General features: G+C 48.7%; 17 protein-coding genes. 11 read left to right on the top strand and 6 right to left on the bottom strand.

Going from position 1 to position 18,277, the window contains the following annotated elements:
- The first annotated feature begins 31 nt into the window (after positions 1–31).
- On the top strand, positions 32–550 hold the full coding sequence (locus AB4H76_RS11630; RefSeq protein WP_001024561.1) for a 2-oxo-tetronate isomerase: 519 nt from the start codon (positions 32–34) through the stop codon (positions 548–550).
- Between the two features lie 44 nt (positions 551–594).
- Here the strand turns inward: AB4H76_RS11630 and dcp are convergent, their stop codons facing one another.
- Positions 595–2,640: a peptidyl-dipeptidase Dcp gene (gene dcp, locus AB4H76_RS11625; RefSeq protein ID WP_077491829.1), complete on the bottom strand. Its 2,046-nt coding sequence runs from the start codon at positions 2,638–2,640 to the stop codon at positions 595–597.
- 136 nt (positions 2,641–2,776) lie between these two features.
- Between dcp and ydfG the strand changes: the two genes are divergently transcribed.
- The 3 genes from ydfG (at position 2,777) to ydfZ (ending at position 4,679) form a co-directional block, all read left to right on the top strand.
- Entirely contained in the window at positions 2,777–3,523 is a 747-nt protein-coding gene (gene ydfG, locus AB4H76_RS11620; RefSeq protein WP_000636571.1) for a bifunctional NADP-dependent 3-hydroxy acid dehydrogenase/3-hydroxypropionate dehydrogenase YdfG, read from the top strand.
- An 88-nt stretch (positions 3,524–3,611) separates the two neighbouring features.
- A complete protein-coding gene (gene rspR / locus AB4H76_RS11615; RefSeq protein ID WP_000215549.1) occupies positions 3,612–4,298 on the top strand; it encodes a DNA-binding transcriptional regulator rspR in 687 nt (228 codons plus the stop codon).
- A gap of 177 nt (positions 4,299–4,475) precedes the next feature.
- A complete protein-coding gene (ydfZ, locus tag AB4H76_RS11610; RefSeq protein ID WP_000214712.1) occupies positions 4,476–4,679 on the top strand; it encodes a putative selenium delivery protein YdfZ in 204 nt (67 codons plus the stop codon).
- A 35-nt stretch (positions 4,680–4,714) separates the two neighbouring features.
- Here the strand turns inward: ydfZ and AB4H76_RS11605 are convergent, their stop codons facing one another.
- The 4 genes from AB4H76_RS11605 to AB4H76_RS11590 form a co-directional block, all read right to left on the bottom strand.
- Positions 4,715–6,175 (bottom strand): mannitol dehydrogenase family protein, encoded by a 1,461-nt coding sequence (locus AB4H76_RS11605; RefSeq protein ID WP_077491831.1) that lies wholly within the window; start codon positions 6,173–6,175, stop codon positions 4,715–4,717.
- Between the two features lie 132 nt (positions 6,176–6,307).
- Complete coding sequence (locus tag AB4H76_RS11600; RefSeq protein ID WP_000255061.1) at positions 6,308–7,642, bottom strand: MFS transporter; 1,335 nt, start codon at positions 7,640–7,642, stop codon at positions 6,308–6,310.
- A gap of 59 nt (positions 7,643–7,701) precedes the next feature.
- Positions 7,702–8,916 carry a starvation-sensing protein RspA gene (gene rspA, locus AB4H76_RS11595; RefSeq protein WP_001295394.1) on the bottom strand — a complete coding sequence of 405 codons (1,215 nt, stop codon included), beginning with the start codon at positions 8,914–8,916 and terminating at the stop codon, positions 7,702–7,704.
- Positions 8,917–9,121: 205 nt separating this feature from the next.
- Positions 9,122–9,448: a YnfA family protein gene (locus tag AB4H76_RS11590; protein WP_000598292.1), complete on the bottom strand. Its 327-nt coding sequence runs from the start codon at positions 9,446–9,448 to the stop codon at positions 9,122–9,124.
- 134 nt (positions 9,449–9,582) lie between these two features.
- On the opposite strand from AB4H76_RS11590, the gene AB4H76_RS11585 reads away from it, so the two are divergent.
- Positions 9,583–9,924, top strand: coding sequence for a DUF1283 family protein (locus AB4H76_RS11585; RefSeq protein WP_000705211.1), 342 nt, complete (start codon positions 9,583–9,585; stop codon positions 9,922–9,924).
- Between the two features lie 34 nt (positions 9,925–9,958).
- On the top strand, positions 9,959–10,519 hold the full coding sequence (speG, locus tag AB4H76_RS11580) for a spermidine N1-acetyltransferase (RefSeq protein WP_001138581.1): 561 nt from the start codon (positions 9,959–9,961) through the stop codon (positions 10,517–10,519).
- 2 nt (positions 10,520–10,521) lie between these two features.
- On the opposite strand, the gene AB4H76_RS11575 is transcribed toward speG, so the two are convergent.
- On the bottom strand, positions 10,522–11,232 hold the full coding sequence (locus AB4H76_RS11575; protein WP_001321287.1) for a YnfC family lipoprotein: 711 nt from the start codon (positions 11,230–11,232) through the stop codon (positions 10,522–10,524).
- A 107-nt stretch (positions 11,233–11,339) separates the two neighbouring features.
- Between AB4H76_RS11575 and AB4H76_RS11570 the strand changes: the two genes are divergently transcribed.
- The 5 genes from AB4H76_RS11570 to ynfH all read left to right on the top strand — a co-directional run bounded on the left by AB4H76_RS11570 (position 11,340) and on the right by ynfH (position 18,238).
- Entirely contained in the window at positions 11,340–11,645 is a 306-nt protein-coding gene (locus AB4H76_RS11570; RefSeq protein ID WP_001300836.1) for a DUF1161 domain-containing protein, read from the top strand.
- Positions 11,646–11,843: 198 nt separating this feature from the next.
- Positions 11,844–14,270, top strand: a complete 2,427-nt coding sequence (ynfE, locus tag AB4H76_RS11565; RefSeq protein WP_088537937.1) for a selenate/tellurate reductase subunit YnfE — start codon at positions 11,844–11,846, stop codon at positions 14,268–14,270.
- A 60-nt stretch (positions 14,271–14,330) separates the two neighbouring features.
- Positions 14,331–16,754 carry a selenate/tellurate reductase subunit YnfF gene (ynfF, locus tag AB4H76_RS11560; RefSeq protein ID WP_001340362.1) on the top strand — a complete coding sequence of 808 codons (2,424 nt, stop codon included), beginning with the start codon at positions 14,331–14,333 and terminating at the stop codon, positions 16,752–16,754.
- Between the two features lie 10 nt (positions 16,755–16,764).
- Complete coding sequence (ynfG, locus tag AB4H76_RS11555) at positions 16,765–17,382, top strand: DMSO reductase like molybdoenzyme iron-sulfur subunit YnfG (protein ID WP_000213028.1); 618 nt, start codon at positions 16,765–16,767, stop codon at positions 17,380–17,382.
- 1 nt (position 17,383) lies between these two features.
- The gene (gene ynfH, locus AB4H76_RS11550) at positions 17,384–18,238 is read left to right on the top strand and encodes a selenate reductase membrane anchor subunit YnfH (RefSeq protein WP_000526503.1); all 855 of its coding nucleotides are present in this window, start codon (positions 17,384–17,386) and stop codon (positions 18,236–18,238) included.
- Positions 18,239–18,277: the final 39 nt, after the last annotated feature.

Here is an 18,277-nt window from a genome sequence, read left to right as displayed (position 1 = left end):
CCTTTACATATAATAGCGTGGACAAAAAACAGTGAACATTAATAAAGATAAAATTGTACAACTCGCAGATACCGACACTATTGAAAACCTGACATCCGCGTTGAGTCAAAGACTTATCGCGGATCAATTACGCTTAACTACCGCCGAATCATGCACCGGCGGTAAGTTGGCTAGCGCCCTGTGTGCAGCTGAAGATACACCCAAATTTTACGGTGCAGGCTTTGTTACTTTCACCGATCAGGCAAAGATGAAAATCCTCAGCGTAAGCCAGCAATCTCTTGAACGATATTCTGCGGTGAGTGAGAAAGTGGCAGCAGAAATGGCAACAGGTGCCATAGAGCGTGCGGATGCTGATGTCAGTATTGCCATTACCGGCTACGGCGGACCGGAGGGCGGTGAAGATGGTACGCCAGCGGGTACCGTCTGGTTCGCGTGGCATATTAAAGGCCAGACCTACACTGCGGTTATGCATTTTGCTGGCGACTGCGAAACGGTATTAGCTTTAGCGGTGAGGTTTGCCCTCGTCCAGCTGCTGCAATTACTGCTATAACCAGGCTGGCCTGGCGATATCTCCAGGCCAGCCATTGGTGGTGTTTATATGTTCAAGCCACGATGTTGCAGCATCGGCATAATCTGAGGAGCCTTACCGCGCCATTGTCGATACAGCCGTTCCAGATCTTCGCTGTTACCTCTGGAAAGGATCGCCTCGCGAAAACGCTGCCCATTTTCACGCGTTAATCCGTCCTGCTCAACAAACCACTGGTAACCATCATCGGCCAACATTTGCGTCCACAGATAAGCGTAATAACCTGCAGCATATCCGCCACCAAAAATATGGGCGAAATAACTGCTGCGATAGCGTGGCGGTATAGCAGGAAGATCCATATTTTCCGCCACCAGCGCCCGCAATTCAAAATCATCGACATCCTGCATTGCTTCGTTTTCTTCCAGGCAATGCCAGCGCATATCGAGAAGTGCGGCGCTAAGCAGTTCGCTCATCTCATACCCTTTGTTGAACAGGCTGGCATTACGCATTTTCTGTTGCAGTTCGTCAGGCATTGCTGCCCCGCTCTGATAATGCCGGGCGTAGCGAGCGAATACCTGCGGATGCGTTGCCCAGTGTTCGTTGATTTGCGACGGAAATTCGACAAAATCATGCGGCGTGTTGGTGCCGGAAAGCGTGGCATAACGCTGGCGGGCAAAAAGGCCGTGCAACGTATGACCAAATTCATGGAATAAGGTTATGACATCATCCCAGAGTAACAACGCAGGCTCACCGGCAGCGGGTTTCTGATAATTGCAAACGTTATAAATTACCGGATGCGTTTCATTAAGCGTTGATTGCTCAACAAAATTGCCCATCCATGCACCGCCGCTTTTTGAATCACGGGCGAAGAAATCACCGTAAAATAACGCCAGCCCCACGCCATTATGATCAAAAATTTCCCACACCCGAACGTCAGGATGGTAGACAGGAATATCAAAACGTTCGACAAACTTAATACCGAAGAGCTGATTCGCGGTCCAGAATACACCTTCATTCAACACCGTGTTTAATTCAAAATATGGCTTGAGCTGCGCCTCATCAAGATCAAATTTCTCCCGCCGTACCTGTTCCGCATAAAATGCCCAGTCCCACGGCTGCGCGCTAAACCCGCCCTGCTGCTTATCGATAACCGCCTGTATGGAGGCTAATTCATCGCTCGCACGTTGACGCGCCGCTGGAACAATTTCCCGCATAAAGTTGAGTGCTGCTTCTGGCGTTTTTGCCATCTGATCGGCGATTTTCCATGCGGCATAATGAGGAAAACCAAGCAGTTTCGCCTGCTGTGCGCGAATCTCTACCAGACGTTGAATGATAGCGCGGGTATCATTGCCATCATTTTTTTCCGCTCGCGTCCAGCCCGCAATAAACAGTTTTTCACGCGTCGCACGATCGCGCATTTCGGCAAGCGCCGGTTGTTGGGTGGTATTCAGCAGCGGAATCAGCCATTTGTTATCCAGACCTTTCTCGCGAGCCGCCACTGCCGCCAGCGCAATCTCTTGCTCACTCATTCCTGCCAGCTGCGCGATATCGTTCACAACCAGACCGCCGGATTTATTTGCTGCAAGTAACCGCTGGTTAAACTGGCTGGTCAGGGTCGCAGCTTCTGTATTCAGTACTTTTAATTTTGCTTTATCAGCTTGCGCAAGTTTGGCTCCGGCAAGGACAAAACGTTGATGAATAACCTCCACCAGGCGGATGGATTCACTATCAAGCCCCAGGGATTCACGGCGCTGCCAGACAGCATCTACCCGCGCGAATAATTCACCGTTCAGATAGATATCATTAGCCAGTTCCGCCAGTTCAGCGGAAAACTGTTCATCAAGACGCTGTAATTCATCATTGGTATGCGCCGCAGTCATCGCAAAAAAGACGCTGGTAACGCGGGTAAGTAATTCTCCGCTTTGTTCCAGTGCCAGAATAGTATTGTTGAAATCAGGCGTTTGCGGGTTAAGCGCGATGGCAGCAATTTCTGCCCGCTTTTGCTGCATTCCCTCATCGAATGCCGGGCGATAGTGATGATTGGCAATTTGATCAAAATGAGGAGCCAGATACGGCAGTGTGCTTTGCACAAGGAAAGGATTCATTGTTGTCATTTTCTTCTCCTGAACGCGAGGTGTTCCATAGCGTAGGCTTACTGATAACGGAGTGCAATCTTGCAAACCAGTATTACCCGCTCTTAAGCATCACGTGCTATGTTATTGACACACAAAAGCGTTGAGGAACAGTGAGATGATCGTTTTAGTAACTGGAGCAACGGCAGGTTTTGGTGAATGCATTACTCGTCGTTTTATTCAACAAGGGCATAAAGTTATCGCCACTGGCCGTCGCCAGGAGCGGTTGCAGGAGTTAAAAGACGAACTGGGAGATAATCTGTATATCGCCCAACTGGACGTTCGCAACCGCGCCGCTATTGAAGAGATGCTGGCATCGCTTCCTGCCGAGTGGTGCAATATTGATATCCTGGTAAATAATGCCGGCCTGGCGTTGGGCATGGAGCCTGCGCATAAAGCCAGCGTTGAAGACTGGGAAACGATGATTGATACCAACAACAAAGGCCTGGTATATATGACGCGCGCCGTCTTACCGGGTATGGTTGAACGTAATCATGGTCATATTATTAACATTGGCTCAACGGCAGGTAGCTGGCCGTATGCCGGTGGTAACGTTTACGGTGCGACGAAAGCGTTTGTTCGTCAGTTTAGCCTGAATCTGCGTACGGATCTGCATGGTACGGCGGTGCGCGTCACCGACATCGAACCGGGTCTGGTGGGTGGCACCGAGTTTTCCAATGTCCGCTTTAAAGGCGATGACGGTAAAGCGGAAAAAACCTATCAAAATACCGTTGCATTGACGCCAGAAGATGTCAGCGAAGCCGTCTGGTGGGTGTCAACGCTGCCTGCTCACGTCAATATCAATACCCTGGAAATGATGCCGGTTACCCAAAGCTATGCCGGACTGAATGTCCACCGTCAGTAATTTTTATACCCGGCGTAACTGCCGGGTTATTGCTTGTCACAAAAAAGTGGTAGACTCATGCAGTTAACTCACTCACAAGCAAGAACGAATGACCGTCGAAACGCAACTTAATCCCACACAGCCTGTCAATCAGCAGATTTATCGTATTCTTCGTCGCGACATTGTCCATTGCCTGATTGCACCAGGCACACCGTTGTCGGAAAAAGAAGTTTCTGTTCGTTTCAATGTGTCACGCCAGCCGGTTCGTGAAGCCTTTATTAAACTGGCGGAAAACGGCCTGATTCAAATTCGTCCGCAGCGTGGCAGCTACGTCAACAAAATTTCCATGGCCCAGGTGCGAAACGGCAGTTTTATCCGTCAGGCCATTGAGTGCGCGGTGGCGCGTCGGGCGGCGAGCATGATTACCGAAAGCCAGTGCTACCAACTGGAACAAAATCTTCACCAGCAACGCATTGCCATTGAGCGCAAGCAACTGGATGATTTTTTTGAACTTGATGACAACTTCCATCAACTCCTGACGCAGATTGCCGACTGTCAACTGGCGTGGGATACCATTGAGAACCTGAAAGCGACCGTTGATCGCGTGCGCTATATGAGTTTCGACCATGTTTCTCCACCAGAAATGCTGTTACGCCAGCATCTTGATATTTTCTCTGCCCTGCAAAAACGTGATGGCGATGCGGTAGAACGTGCAATGACGCAACATTTGCAGGAAATCAGCGAATCCGTGCGCCAGATCCGCCAGGAAAACAGCGACTGGTTTAGCGAAGAGTAATTCATTTACTCTCATCCCATCCGGGATGAGAGGCTTTTCCCCCCGCCTTACGGCTCATGCATGCATCAAAAAAGATGTGAGCTTGATCAAAAACAAAAAATATTTCACTCGACAGGAGTATTTATATTGCGCCCGTTACGTGGGCTTCGACTGTAAATCAGAAAGGAGAAAACACCTATGACGACCTACGATCGTAACCGTAACGCAATCACCACTGGCAGCCGTGTTATGGTTAGCGGCACCGGTCACACTGGCAAGATCCTGTCGATTGATACTGAAGGTCTGACCGCTGAGCAAATCCGCCGCGGAAAAACCGTAGTTGTTGAAGGTTGTGAAGAGAAACTGGCACCTCTGGACCTGATTCGTCTCGGCATGAACTAAGTGTGTGAATGCCGCCGATGGCGGCATTGCTTTTTTTACTTCACGGAATATTTCGCCACGGTCGCTTTCGCGCCATGCGCTAATAAAGACAAGTACGCTTCCGTCACTTTTGCAGTAAACAAGCTATTGTCTGGCAAATCATCACCAAAGATTGCCTTAATCGCCAGCAATGACTGGACGCGCGCTTTCCCTTCGGCACTACTTTGTACAGCCTTCTGAATAACAGGTAACAGTGGGTCACTGATTTTTATCGGATTTCCCTGTTCATCAACACCACCGACATAACGCATCCAACCCGCGACGCCCAGCGCCAGCAGATCGAACTTGCTGTCATGCGCCAGATGCCAGCGAACAGAATCCAACATCCGCTGTGGCAATTTCTGGCTACCATCCATCGCAATCTGCCAGGTTCGATGACGTAACGCCGGGTTGCTATAGCGTGCAATTAATCGGTTAGCGTAATCTTGCAAATCAACGCCCTGCACTTTCAGCGTCGGCGCTTGTTCCTGCAACATCAAGCCATACGCCGCATAACGATAATGTTCATCTTCCATGCAGTCATTAATGTGCTGATATCCAGCAAGATAACCCAAATACGCCAGGAATGAATGACTGCCGTTGAGCATGCGCAACTTCATCTCTTCATAAGGCAGCACATCACTAACCAGTTCGGCTCCCGCTTTTTCCCATTCTGGACGTCCGGCAACAAAGTTATCTTCTATTACCCACTGGCGGAAAGGTTCACAGGCAACGCCCGCAGGATCGCCCACACCGGTAAGTTGTTCGATTTTCGCCAGCGTATCCTCTGTCACTGCGGGCACAATACGGTCCACCATTGTTGATGGGAAAGTCACGTTATCTTCGATCCATTGTGCCAGTTTTACATCAACAGCTTTCGCGTATGAAGTGACAACGTCACGCATAACATGACCGTTTTCTGGCATGTTGTCACATGACATGACGGTAAATGCGGGAAATCCTGCCGCTTTACGGCGGGCCAGCGCCTCAACAATCACCCCTGTTGCTGTTTTCGGCTGGTGGGGATTTTGCACGTCGGCAGCGACCATCGGGTGATCGAGCATTAACTGTCCGGTCGCCGGAGAGTGGAAATACCCTTTTTCGGTGATTGTCAGAGAGACAATCGCGATTTGCGGTTCACACATCGCAGCCAACACGGTTTCTAAGCCATCCATCTGTACGTGCAAGGCTTTTTTAACGACGCCAACGACGCGAGCCGTCCACGCATCGGCCGACATTTCCGCAACGGTATAAAGATTATCTTGCTGTTGTAAATCGGCAATTTGCTGTTCGCCGCCGATTAAGTTGACCTCATAATATCCCCAGTCACTGAAATGTTCTGTAGCAAGAATATCGGCATACACGCCCTGATGCGCACGGTGAAATGCACCAAAGCCTAAATGAATAATTCTTGGGGCCAGGTTATTACGATCATAAACAGGGAGTGTCGCTTTTGCTGATAACAAATGAATTCCCATGATTCCATATCCTAATTATCAATAGTGTTCTTGGACAGATACAATTCTGTTTCATGCATTTAACAATAAAATACTTGTACTCTTCATGAAAAAAAACATCAAGGTGGCAGATGCCACCTTGAATAGTTTACATTAATGTTTTGCCCACTCCTGATATTCTGATTTTAATTTTTGAGGTGCTGTTTCTGGCATCAGAATCAAACCGCCGATAGAGATAATGCCAAGAACAATTACATAAATAGCCATACCATAATAATGACCACCGGTAACCTGAAGGATTTTCACTGCAACCAATCCCAATACTCCGCTACCTATTAATGAACCTAATTGCCATATTAAAGCAATGCCACTACAGCGAATATGGGTTGGGAATAATTCAGGAAAAAATGATGCCTGTGGTGCATAACACATGCTATGACCAAAACTAATAACAATAATCATTACCAACTGCGTTAGCCAGAAGTTATCTTGATTGATTGCCAAAAAGAAAGGAATAATCATGATAACTTGTAATCCAGCCCCTATAATATAAACAGGTTTACGACCAATCTTGTCGCATAACGCCCCCATTAAAGGAATGGAGAACACTTCTATAATGACAGCGACAATCATCGTCTCCATTAAAATATTAGCATCCAGATTATTAGCTTTCCCATAAGCTAATACAATTACGGTAAACATCGCGAATGTACAGGCTTCAATCAGTTTTGCACAAACACCTTTTGCTACAATACCTGGATAATCACGTACAACTTCAATTAGAGGGCGAGATTCCTCTGCTTTTGTTTCCCTAATTTGAGCAAATACAGGAGATTCATCAATTTTTAAACGAATAAACAAACCTACGATTACAAGTAACAGACTCAATAAAAATGGAATACGCCAACCATAGTCCATCATCGCTTCAGGGGTTAACGTCGCATTGAGTATTGCGAATAATGCCATTGGAAGTAAAAAGCCTACAGGAGCACCAATCTGAACCCAACTGGCAAAAAAACCACGGCGTTTGGGTTCAGCATATTCAGCCGTCATCAACACAGCACCTGCCTGTTCGCCTCCAACCCCAAAACCTTGTAAGACTCTTATAAATATTAATAATGCTGGAGCCCATATACCGATCTCTTCATAAGTTGGTAGTAACCCAATACAAAAAGTACCTAATCCAACAATTAAGATCGTTATAACTAACGCTTTTTTCCTTCCGACTTTATCACCTATATGCCCAAATACAATTCCCCCAAGAGGTCGAGCCAGAAAACCAACAGCATATGTGGCAAACGCAGCCAGTGTACTAATTAAAGGATCATCACTAGGGAAAAATAAATGACCAAAAAATAATACTGCCGCTGTGCCATAAGCAAAAAAATCGTAGTATTCAGCAGCTGTACCAATCGATGAGGCCGACGCAACACGCCGAACGACGGATGTATTCTTGATTTCATTATTTATATCGACGGAACTAACCATAAAAATCTACCTTTGTAGGATTGAGGAATAATCAACATCCATGTTGTTTGTTTTTAACCTTACCAGTTCCACAGCGTGCCATCTTCCAGACGTGCGACTGGCAGATAAGCAGGTTCATAGGGATATTTCGCCGCCAGCTTTTCATCGAATTCGATGCCAAGACCCGGTTTGTCTCCCGGATGCATATAGCCGTTATCGAAAGTCCAGTTGTGCGGGAAGACTTCAAGCATTTGTTCGGAATAACCCATGTATTCCTGGACACCGAAATTGGGGACCCACAGATCAAAGTGCAGCGCCGCAGCCATGCAGACTGGTGACAAATCGGAAGGACCGTGTGAGCCAGTACGTACCTGATACAACGAAGCAAAATCGGCAATCCGGCGCATACCGGTAATTCCGCCTGCATGGGTCAGTGTGGTGCGGATATAATCGATAAGTTGCTCTTCAATCAGTTGCTTGCAGTCCCAGATGCTGTTGAAGACTTCACCCACCGCGATGGGTGTGACGGTATGTTGGCGAATGAGACGGAAGCATTCCTGGTTTTCCGCAGGCGTCGGGTCTTCCATCCAGAACATGCGATAATCTTCAATGCTTTTACCAAAGCGCGCCGCTTCAATAGGCGTTAAGCGATGGTGCATGTCATGCAGCAAATGTTCATTAAAACCAAACTTGTTACGTACCGCGTCAAACAATTTCGGCATGAAATCGAGGTATTTCTCCGTCGACCACAGCTGCTCTTCCGGCCACTGTCCTTTGGTTGCGGGTTCATAAGCCAGACCTTTACCTTTCGACATGCCGTAGGTGGTTTTCATACCAGGGATTCCGCACTGCACGCGGATGGCTTTGAATCCCAGCTCCTGATGACGGGCATAATCATCCAGAGCTTCATCAATACTGTGACCGGTGGTATGGCAATAAACCATCACCCCTTCACGAGACGCGCCGCCGAGTAACTGGTAAAGCGGCATGTTGGCAGCTTTGGCTTTAATATCCCACAGCGCCATATCAACCGCTGAAATGGCCGACATCGTAACCGGACCGCGACGCCAGTAAGCACCTTTATAGAAAAACTGCCAGATATCTTCGATACGGTGCGCATCGCGACCAATAAGCTGCGGACAAAGGTGATCCTGCAAATAAGAGGCCACGGAAAGCTCACGTCCATTGAGGGTGGCATCCCCAAGGCCCGTAATACCGTCCTCAGTGGTGATTTTTAATGTGACGAAATTACGCCCCGGACAGGTAACAAAAACTTCAGCCTTTACGATCTTCATGTTCGATTCCTTGCATCGCTTGTCGTGATGCATGAAATCTACGCATCTGAGCTACTACCATACAAGTATGAAGATCGAAAAAAGCCGGAGTGATCACAAAAAAAGGCGTATATTTGCGCTGTGAATGGTTGACAAAAGATGAAATAGAATACCTTTTGTCAGCTGACACTTCCTCTTATCTTATTGATAAAATGGATTTATGTTCCTACGTGCGCCCCCAGCCCGCAACAATGATCAACATGCCGCAAAGCGCAATCAACGCACCCGTCCAGTCATAAAGAGTCAGTTTCACGCCATCCACAACGCGCAGCCACATCAACGCCGTGCAGACATAAACGCCACCATAAGCCGCGTAAACACGCCCACTCGCCGCTGGATGCAACGTTAACAACCAGACAAACAGCGCCAGTGAAATCCCCGCCGGAAGCAACAGCCAGATACTGGCGTTTCGTTTTAACCACAACCAGGGCAGAAAGCATCCAATAATTTCACACAGCGCAGTAGCAAAAAATAGTAACGTTGTTTTAATCATCTTTGTCTCTTATTGACATCATGTATAGTTATAGGGCGACATAATATCATCAATATAAACACCCTCCTGGTACGTTTTGCGTCCGCAGTGGATGGTGTAGAATCACCTTTAATCATTCATACAGGGAATGAATTATGAAAATCACTCTCAGCAAACGAATCGGCCTGCTCGCTATTCTGCTGCCTTGCGCACTGGCATTGAGCACAACTGTTCATGCCGAAACTAACAAACTGGTGATTGAGTCTGGCGACAGTGCACAAAGCCGCCAGCACGCCGCTATGGAAAAAGAGCAATGGAATGACACGCGCAATCTGCGCCAGAAAGTGAATAAACGCACTGAAAAAGAGTGGGATAAAGCCGACGCCGCTTTTGATAACCGCGATAAATGTGAGCAAAGCGCCAACATCAATGCCTACTGGGAGCCCAATACTTTGCGCTGCCTGGACCGTCGAACTGGCCGCGTTATTACCCCCTAACCTGTTATTGATTTAAGGAATGTAAGGACACGTTATGCCAAGCGCCCACAGTGTTAAGCTACGCCCGCTGGAGCGTGAAGATTTACGCTATGTACATCAACTCGACAATAACGCCAGTGTGATGCGTTACTGGTTTGAGGAACCCTACGAAGCCTTTGTTGAACTCTCTGATCTGTATGATAAGCATATTCACGATCAGAGCGAACGGCGCTTTGTGGTGGAATGTGACGGCGAAAAAGCCGGTCTGGTGGAACTGGTGGAAATTAACCATGTTCATCGCCGCGCAGAATTTCAGATAATTATCTCCCCGGAGTATCAGGGGAAAGGTCTGGCAACCCGTGCCGCCAAATTAGCAATGGACTATGGCTTTACCGTTCTCAATCTCTATAAGCTGTATCTGATCGTTGATAAAGAGAATGAAAAAGCGATTCACATTTACCGCAAGCTTGGCTTTTCGGTTGAAGGTGAATTGATGCACGAGTTCTTTATTAATGGTCAATATCGTAATGCCATTCGCATGTGTATATTCCAGCATCAGTATCTGGCAGAGCACAAAACACCGGGTCAGACTCTCCTGAAGCCGACCGCACAATAGCATTAATAATAATCGATCGTATTTTTGATGGTGTAAACCCGTTCGACGGCGGGTTTTACTCCTTCATCAACAATGATTAGCTGACAGTCCACCGGATTAGCGTGACTGTCATATTCACAGCTCTGTTTTACATTACCAACCCGTTGATTATTCAGTAAAGTAACCGCTGTGTAATCTAATTTTTTGATCGGATCCGTTGATGGCGTGGCGCTGACAGATAATGTTTTGTCGTTACTTTTCGTGGTTTTACCCAGCGGATAACCCTGATCATCATAGCGATATTCCATCTGCATTTGTTTGCTGCTGGCTTTAATCACGAAGCCATTATCATCGGTTTCCCAACTCACCCCGGCAGAAGGTAATTCTGCTAGCTGGCATTTTCCCTGTAAACGTACTCTCTTCTCCAGCGTCTCGGCATCACGGTAATAATTGGCGTCCAGTACCAGAGCGACCACGGTATTATTTTCCAGATCCAGTAATTCGAGTGAATCAAAACAGCCTTCTTCCGACAAAGTCCCAGAAACACGTTTCGTCACTTCACCTTGCTCATCCATTAATGTCTGAGTGAAATCTTTTACCGGACCACGCAGCGGATCAAAATCGAATTCATTAGAGAAACTGGCCATCTCAGGGGTAAATGAAAGTGTTACCTCTGTGCGGTCACATCCTGTGAGGAATATCGCGAGTAAGCATGGTAGTAATTTGTATTTCACAACAGTCACCAGAGAGTAGAGATGATTCTCAATCATAGTAGCAAATACAGTACTTTACACGTTAAATGCTATGCTTAAAGAAGTTATCTTCGCGTAAGGAGCTTATGATGAAACTCTCAACCTGCTGTGCCGCGCTTCTGCTCGCCCTCGCCTCACCCGCGGTACTCGCCGCGCCGGGATCCTGTGAGCGCATACAGAGCGATATATCACAGCGCATTATCAATAATGGCGTACCCGAAAGCAGCTTCACGTTAAGTATTGTACCCAATGACCAGGTTGATCAGCCTGATTCCCAGGTCGTCGGCCATTGCGCTAATGATACGCATAAAATTCTCTATACCCGCACCACCAGCGGTAACGTCTCTGCTCCCGCGCAGTCTAGCCAGGATGGCGCGCCTGCCGAACCGCAGTAACACATTATCGACTGAACGCCGGATATGACAAATCCGGCGATTTGAACATACAACATAATCCCACCTTATTACTCATACCCTTCTATTGATATGGATTAATAATTCTTAACCCAAAATGGGTAGACTCCCTCTATTGTTAGCGCGCTAAATATTCAATATATAAACTTTTATATAACGATAAAGAACAGGGAGTGAGTTATGTCCAAAAATGAACGAATGGTGGGCATCAGCCGCAGAACACTCGTTAAATCTACCGCGATAGGTTCTCTGGCGCTGGCTGCAGGCGGTTTTTCTTTGCCGTTTACCCTTCGCAATGCAGCAGCATCGGTACAACAGGCCCGCGAAAAAGTGGTCTGGGGTGCCTGTTCCGTCAACTGTGGTAGCCGCTGTGCACTTCGTCTACATGTTAAAGATAATGAAGTGACCTGGGTGGAAACTGACAATACCGGCAGCGATGAGTACGGCAACCATCAGGTACGCGCCTGTTTGCGCGGTCGCTCCATCCGCCGGCGTATTAATCATCCCGATCGCTTGAATTACCCAATGAAACGCGTGGGCAAACGCGGCGAAGGCAAATTCGAACGGATTAGCTGGGATGAAGCCCTGGATACTATCGCCAGTAGCCTGAAGAAAACCGTCGAACAATATGGCAATGAGGCTGTATATATTCAGTACTCTTCGGGGATCGTTGGCGGCAATATGACCCGCTCTTCGCCATCAGCCTCGGCGGTCAAACGCCTGATGAACTGCTACGGCGGTTCACTCAACCAGTATGGCTCCTACAGCACTGCGCAAATTTCCTGTGCCATGCCCTACACCTACGGCAGTAATGATGGCAACAGCACCACGGATATTGAAAACAGCAAGCTGGTCGTGATGTTTGGTAACAACCCGGCAGAAACCCGCATGAGCGGTGGTGGCATCACTTATCTTCTTGAAAAAGCGCGCGAGAAATCGAACGCCAAAATGATTGTTATCGATCCGCGATATACCGATACGGCTGCCGGTCGTGAAGACGAATGGCTCCCTATTCGCCCGGGCACCGATGCCGCGCTGGTTGCGGGTATTGCCTGGGTATTGATTAACGAAAATCTCGTTGATCAACCTTTTCTCGATAAATACTGCGTCGGCTATGACGAAAAAACCTTACCCGCAGATGCACCCAAAAATGGTCACTATAAAGCCTATATTCTTGGTGAAGGTGACGATAAAACAGCGAAAACGCCGCAGTGGGCTTCGCAAATTACCGGTATCCCGGAGGACCGTATCATCAAACTGGCGCGTGAAATTGGCACAGCAAAACCCGCTTATATCTGCCAGGGCTGGGGGCCACAACGCCAGGCAAACGGCGAACTGACTGCACGCGCTATTGCTATGTTACCTATTTTGACGGGCAATGTCGGCATCAGCGGCGGAAATAGTGGCGCGCGTGAATCGACCTATACCATTACCATAGAACGCCTGCCGGTGCTGGATAATCCGGTCAAAACGTCAATCTCCTGCTTCAGCTGGACAGATGCTATCGATCATGGTCCGCAAATGACGGCAATCCGCGACGGCGTCCGCGGCAAAGATAAACTGGATGTGCCCATTAAGTTCATCTGGAACTACGCGGGAAATACCCTCGTTAATCAGCATTCTGACATCAACAAAACGCATGAAATTCTGCAGGACGAATCGAAATGCGAAATGATTGTGGTCATCGAAAACTTTATGACCTCATCGGCAAAATATGCCGACATTCTGCTGCCAGACCTGATGACCGTTGAGCAGGAAGATATTATTCCTAACGACTACGCCGGTAACATGGGATATCTCATTTTCCTCCAGCCTGTCACCAGCGAAAAATTCGAACGCAAACCGATTTACTGGATCCTGAGTGAAGTCGCGAAACGTCTTGGATCTGACGTCTATCAAAAGTTCACAGAAGGTCGCACGCAGGAACAATGGTTACAACATCTGTACGCCAAAATGCTTGCCAAAGATCCGGCGTTACCGTCTTACGACGAACTGAAAAAAATGGGTATCTATAAGCGTAAAGATCCCAATGGCCATTTTGTCGCCTACAAAGCATTTCGTGACGACCCCGAGGCAAATCCACTTAAAACGCCTTCCGGTAAGATTGAAATTTATTCCAGCAGGCTGGCGGAAATTGCCCGTACCTGGGAACTGGAAAAAGATGAAGTGATAAGCCCATTGCCAGTTTATGCCTCAACCTTTGAAGGCTGGAACTCCCCTGAACGTAGAACCTTCCCACTGCAACTGTTTGGTTTCCATTACAAATCCCGTACTCACTCGACCTACGGCAATATTGATCTCCTGAAGGCTGCCTGCCGTCAGGAGGTGTGGATCAACCCTATAGATGCGCAGAAACGTGGGATTGCCAACGGCGATATGGTGCGGGTGTTTAACCATCGTGGCGAAGTTCGGCTACCAGCCAAAGTAACACCACGTATTCTCCCTGGAGTTAGCGCTATGGGCCAGGGAGCCTGGCACGAGGCCAATATGTCTGGCGATAAAATCGACCATGGCGGCTGTGTGAATACGCTAACCACTCTGCGCCCTTCACCACTGGCGAAGGGAAACCCGCAGCACACTAATCTGGTCGAGATCGAAAAAATATAACCCACGACAACCATAAATTCTGGCATGACATTTTGTTTGAAAAGCAATAAGTGAGTAATGATGAAAATCCATACCACTGAGGCGCTCATGAAGGCTGAAATCAGCCGTAGAAGTCTGATGAAAACCTCCGCACTTGGCAGTCTTGCGCTGGCAAGCAGTGCTTTCACTCTGCCATTTTCCCAAATGGTCCGGGCGGCAGAGGCTCCGGTAGAAGAGAAAGCGGTCTGGAGTTCCTGCACCGTTAACTGCGGGAGCCGCTGTCTGTTACGTTTGCATGTGAAAGATGACACCGTGTACTGGGTGGAGTCTGATACGACAGGTGACGACGTCTACGGTAATCATCAGGTTCGAGCGTGTTTACGCGGGCGCTCTATCCGCCGACGGATGAATCATCCTGATAGGTTGAAATATCCCATGAAGCGCGTCGGCAAGCGCGGTGAAGGTAAATTTGAACGGATAAGTTGGGACGAAGCCCTGGATACCATCAGTGATAATCTTCGGCGGATCCTGAAAGATTACGGCAATGAGGCTGTACATGTCCTGTACGGAACAGGCGTAGATGGCGGAAACATCACCAACTCAAACGTCCCGTACCGTCTGATGAACTCTTGCGGTGGTTTTCTCAGTCGCTATGGCAGCTACAGTACCGCACAGATCAGTGCCGCAATGAGTTATATGTTCGGTGCCAATGATGGCAACAGCCCGGATGATATCGCCAATACGAAACTGGTCGTTATGTTCGGAAATAACCCGGCAGAAACGCGGATGAGCGGCGGTGGTGTCACTTACTACGTCGAGCAAGCCCGCGAACGTTCAAACGCACGCATGATCGTCATCGATCCACGTTATAACGACACTGCTGCCGGGCGTGAAGATGAATGGCTGCCCATTCGCCCTGGCACCGATGGCGCACTGGCCTGTGCGATTGCCTGGGTACTGATTACTGAAAACATGGTCGATCAGCCATTTCTCGACAAATATTGTGTTGGTTACGATGAAAAAACGCTGCCCGCCAACGCACCACGTAACGCGCATTATAAAGCCTATATTCTGGGCGAAGGGCCTGACGGCATAGCTAAAACGCCGGAATGGGCAGCAAAAATCACCAGCATCCCGGCAGAAAAAATTATCCAGTTGGCACGAGAGATCGGTTCAGCAAAACCTGCTTATATTTGTCAGGGTTGGGGGCCACAACGACATTCCAACGGCGAGCAAACATCCCGCGCTATTGCCATGCTTTCCGTTCTCACCGGCAACGTCGGCATAAACGGCGGCAACTCAGGCGTACGCGAAGGTAGCTGGGATCTGGGGGTAGAATGGTTCCCGATGCTCGAGAATCCTGTTAAAACGCAGATTTCCGTCTTTACATGGACAGATGCCATCGACCATGGTACGGAAATGACCGCGACCCGTGATGGTGTTCGTGGAAAAGAAAAACTGGATGTCCCCATCAAGTTTTTATGGTGCTACGCCAGTAACACATTGATCAATCAACATGGCGACATCAATCACACCCATGAGGTGCTTCAGGATGACAGCAAGTGCGAGATGATTGTTGGCATTGACCACTTCATGACGGCCTCGGCTAAGTATTGCGATATCCTGTTGCCCGACCTGATGCCAACAGAGCAAGAAGACCTTATCTCTCATGAATCTGCAGGGAATATGGGCTATGTGATCCTCGCCCAACCCGCAACCTCAGCAAAATTTGAACGCAAACCCATCTACTGGATGCTGAGTGAAGTCGCCAAACGCTTAGGACCAGACGTTTATCAAACCTTTACTGAAGGTCGCAGTCAGCATGAATGGATCAAATATCTCCATGCGAAAACGAAGGAACGTAACCCTGAGATGCCCGACTACGAGGAGATGAAAACGACCGGGATCTTTAAGAAAAAATGCCCGGAAGAACACTACGTCGCTTTCCGCGCATTCCGTGAAGATCCACAGGCAAACCCGTTGAAAACACCTTCGGGGAAAATCGAAATTTATTCTGAACGACTGGCGAAGATTGCAGATACCTGGGAATTGAAAAAAGATGAAATTATTCATCCCCTTCCTGCGTATACCCCAGGTTTTGATGGCTGGGACGATCCCCTGCGGAAAACCTATCCACTGCAGTTAACGGGCTTCCATTACAAAGCGCGTACCCACTCCAGCTACGGCAATATTGATGTGTTACAGCAGGCCTGCCCACAAGAGGTGTGGATCAACCCCATTGATGCTCAGGCACGCGGTATCCGTCATGGCGATACCGTGCGGGTATTTAACAATAATGGAGAAATGCTGATTGCCGCAAAAGTGACTCCGCGTATTCTGCCTGGCGTTACCGCCATCGGGCAAGGTGCGTGGCTTAAAGCGGATATGTTTGGTGACCGGGTCGATCACGGCGGCAGTATCAATATTCTGACCTCTCACCGCCCTTCACCGCTGGCAAAGGGAAACCCGTCGCACAGCAATCTTGTCCAGATCGAAAAGGTTTAAGGAGTAGCCCATGACCACACAATATGGATTTTTTATCGATTCCAGCCGCTGTACTGGCTGTAAAACCTGCGAACTGGCGTGCAAAGATTTTAAAGATCTTGGCCCGGAAGTCAGTTTCCGCCGTATTTATGAATACGCTGGCGGCGACTGGCAGGAAGATAATGGCGTCTGGCACCAGAACGTGTTCGCTTATTATCTCTCCATCTCCTGTAACCATTGCGATGACCCCGCATGTACAAAAGTCTGCCCCAGCGGCGCAATGCATAAGCGTGAAGATGGCTTTGTGGTGGTTGATGAAGATGTTTGTATCGGCTGCCGCTACTGCCACATGGCTTGTCCGTACGGCGCGCCACAGTACAATGCTGAAAAAGGGCACATGACGAAGTGCGATGGTTGTTATTCGCGCGTCGCCGAGGGGAAACAACCCATATGTGTCGAATCCTGCCCGCTGCGTGCACTTGAGTTCGGTCCAATTGAAGAGCTGCGCCAGAAGCACGGCACTCTTGCTGCCGTCGCGCCACTGCCGCGCGCGCATTTCACAAAACCCAATATCGTTATCAAACCTAACGCCAACAGCCGCCCGACCGGCGATACCACTGGTTATCTGGCTAATCCGGAGGAAGTGTAAAATGGGAAATGGATGGCATGAGTGGCCACTGGTTATCTTTACCGTATTGGGTCAATGCGTAGTAGGCGCGCTGATTGTTAGCGGAATTGGCTGGTTCGCCGCCAAAAATGACGCAGACCGTCAGCGTATTGTCCGTGGCATGTTTTTCCTCTGGCTGTTGATGGGCGTCGGGTTTATTGCCTCTGTCATGCACCTGGGATCGCCACTGCGGGCGTTTAACTCGCTGAATCGAATCGGAGCTTCTGGTCTGAGTAACGAGATTGCTGCCGGTTCCATATTTTTTGCCGTTGGCGGATTATGGTGGCTGGTGGCAGTCATCGGTAAAATGCCGCAAGCGTTGGGGAAACTCTGGTTACTTTTCAGCATGGCGCTCGGCGTCATTTTCGTCTGGATGATGACCTGCGTGTATCAAATCGACACCGTGCCAACCTGGCATAACGGTTACACTACGCTGGCTTTCTTCCTGACGGTATTGTTGAGCGGTCCAATACTTGCTGCCGCAATTCTGCGGGCAGCTCGCGTTACATTTAATACCACACCATTTGCCATCATTAGCGTTCTGGCGCTGATCGCTTGTGCCGGGGTGATTGTGCTGCAAGGTTTGTCTCTGGCGTCTATTCACTCATCCGTGCAACAAGCCAGCGCACTGGTACCAGATTACGCCTCCTTACAGGTCTGGCGTGTGGTATTGTTATGCGCAGGTCTTGGATGCTGGCTTTGCCCGCTCATTCGTCGCCGTGAACCTCACGTTGCCGGACTTATTCTGGGGCTAATCCTCATACTTGGCGGTGAGATGATCGGGCGTGTGCTCTTTTATGGCCTGCACATGACAGTAGGAATGGCTATTGCAGGTTAACAAATTGGTGCGGGGCAACCCGCACATTTCAGGATGTTA

It is taken from the genome of Escherichia sp. UTM R2 (genome assembly GCF_048593455.1).
Lineage (GTDB): Bacteria > Pseudomonadota > Gammaproteobacteria > Enterobacterales > Enterobacteriaceae > Escherichia > Escherichia coli.
This window is presented reverse-complemented; position numbering and strand designations above follow the sequence as displayed.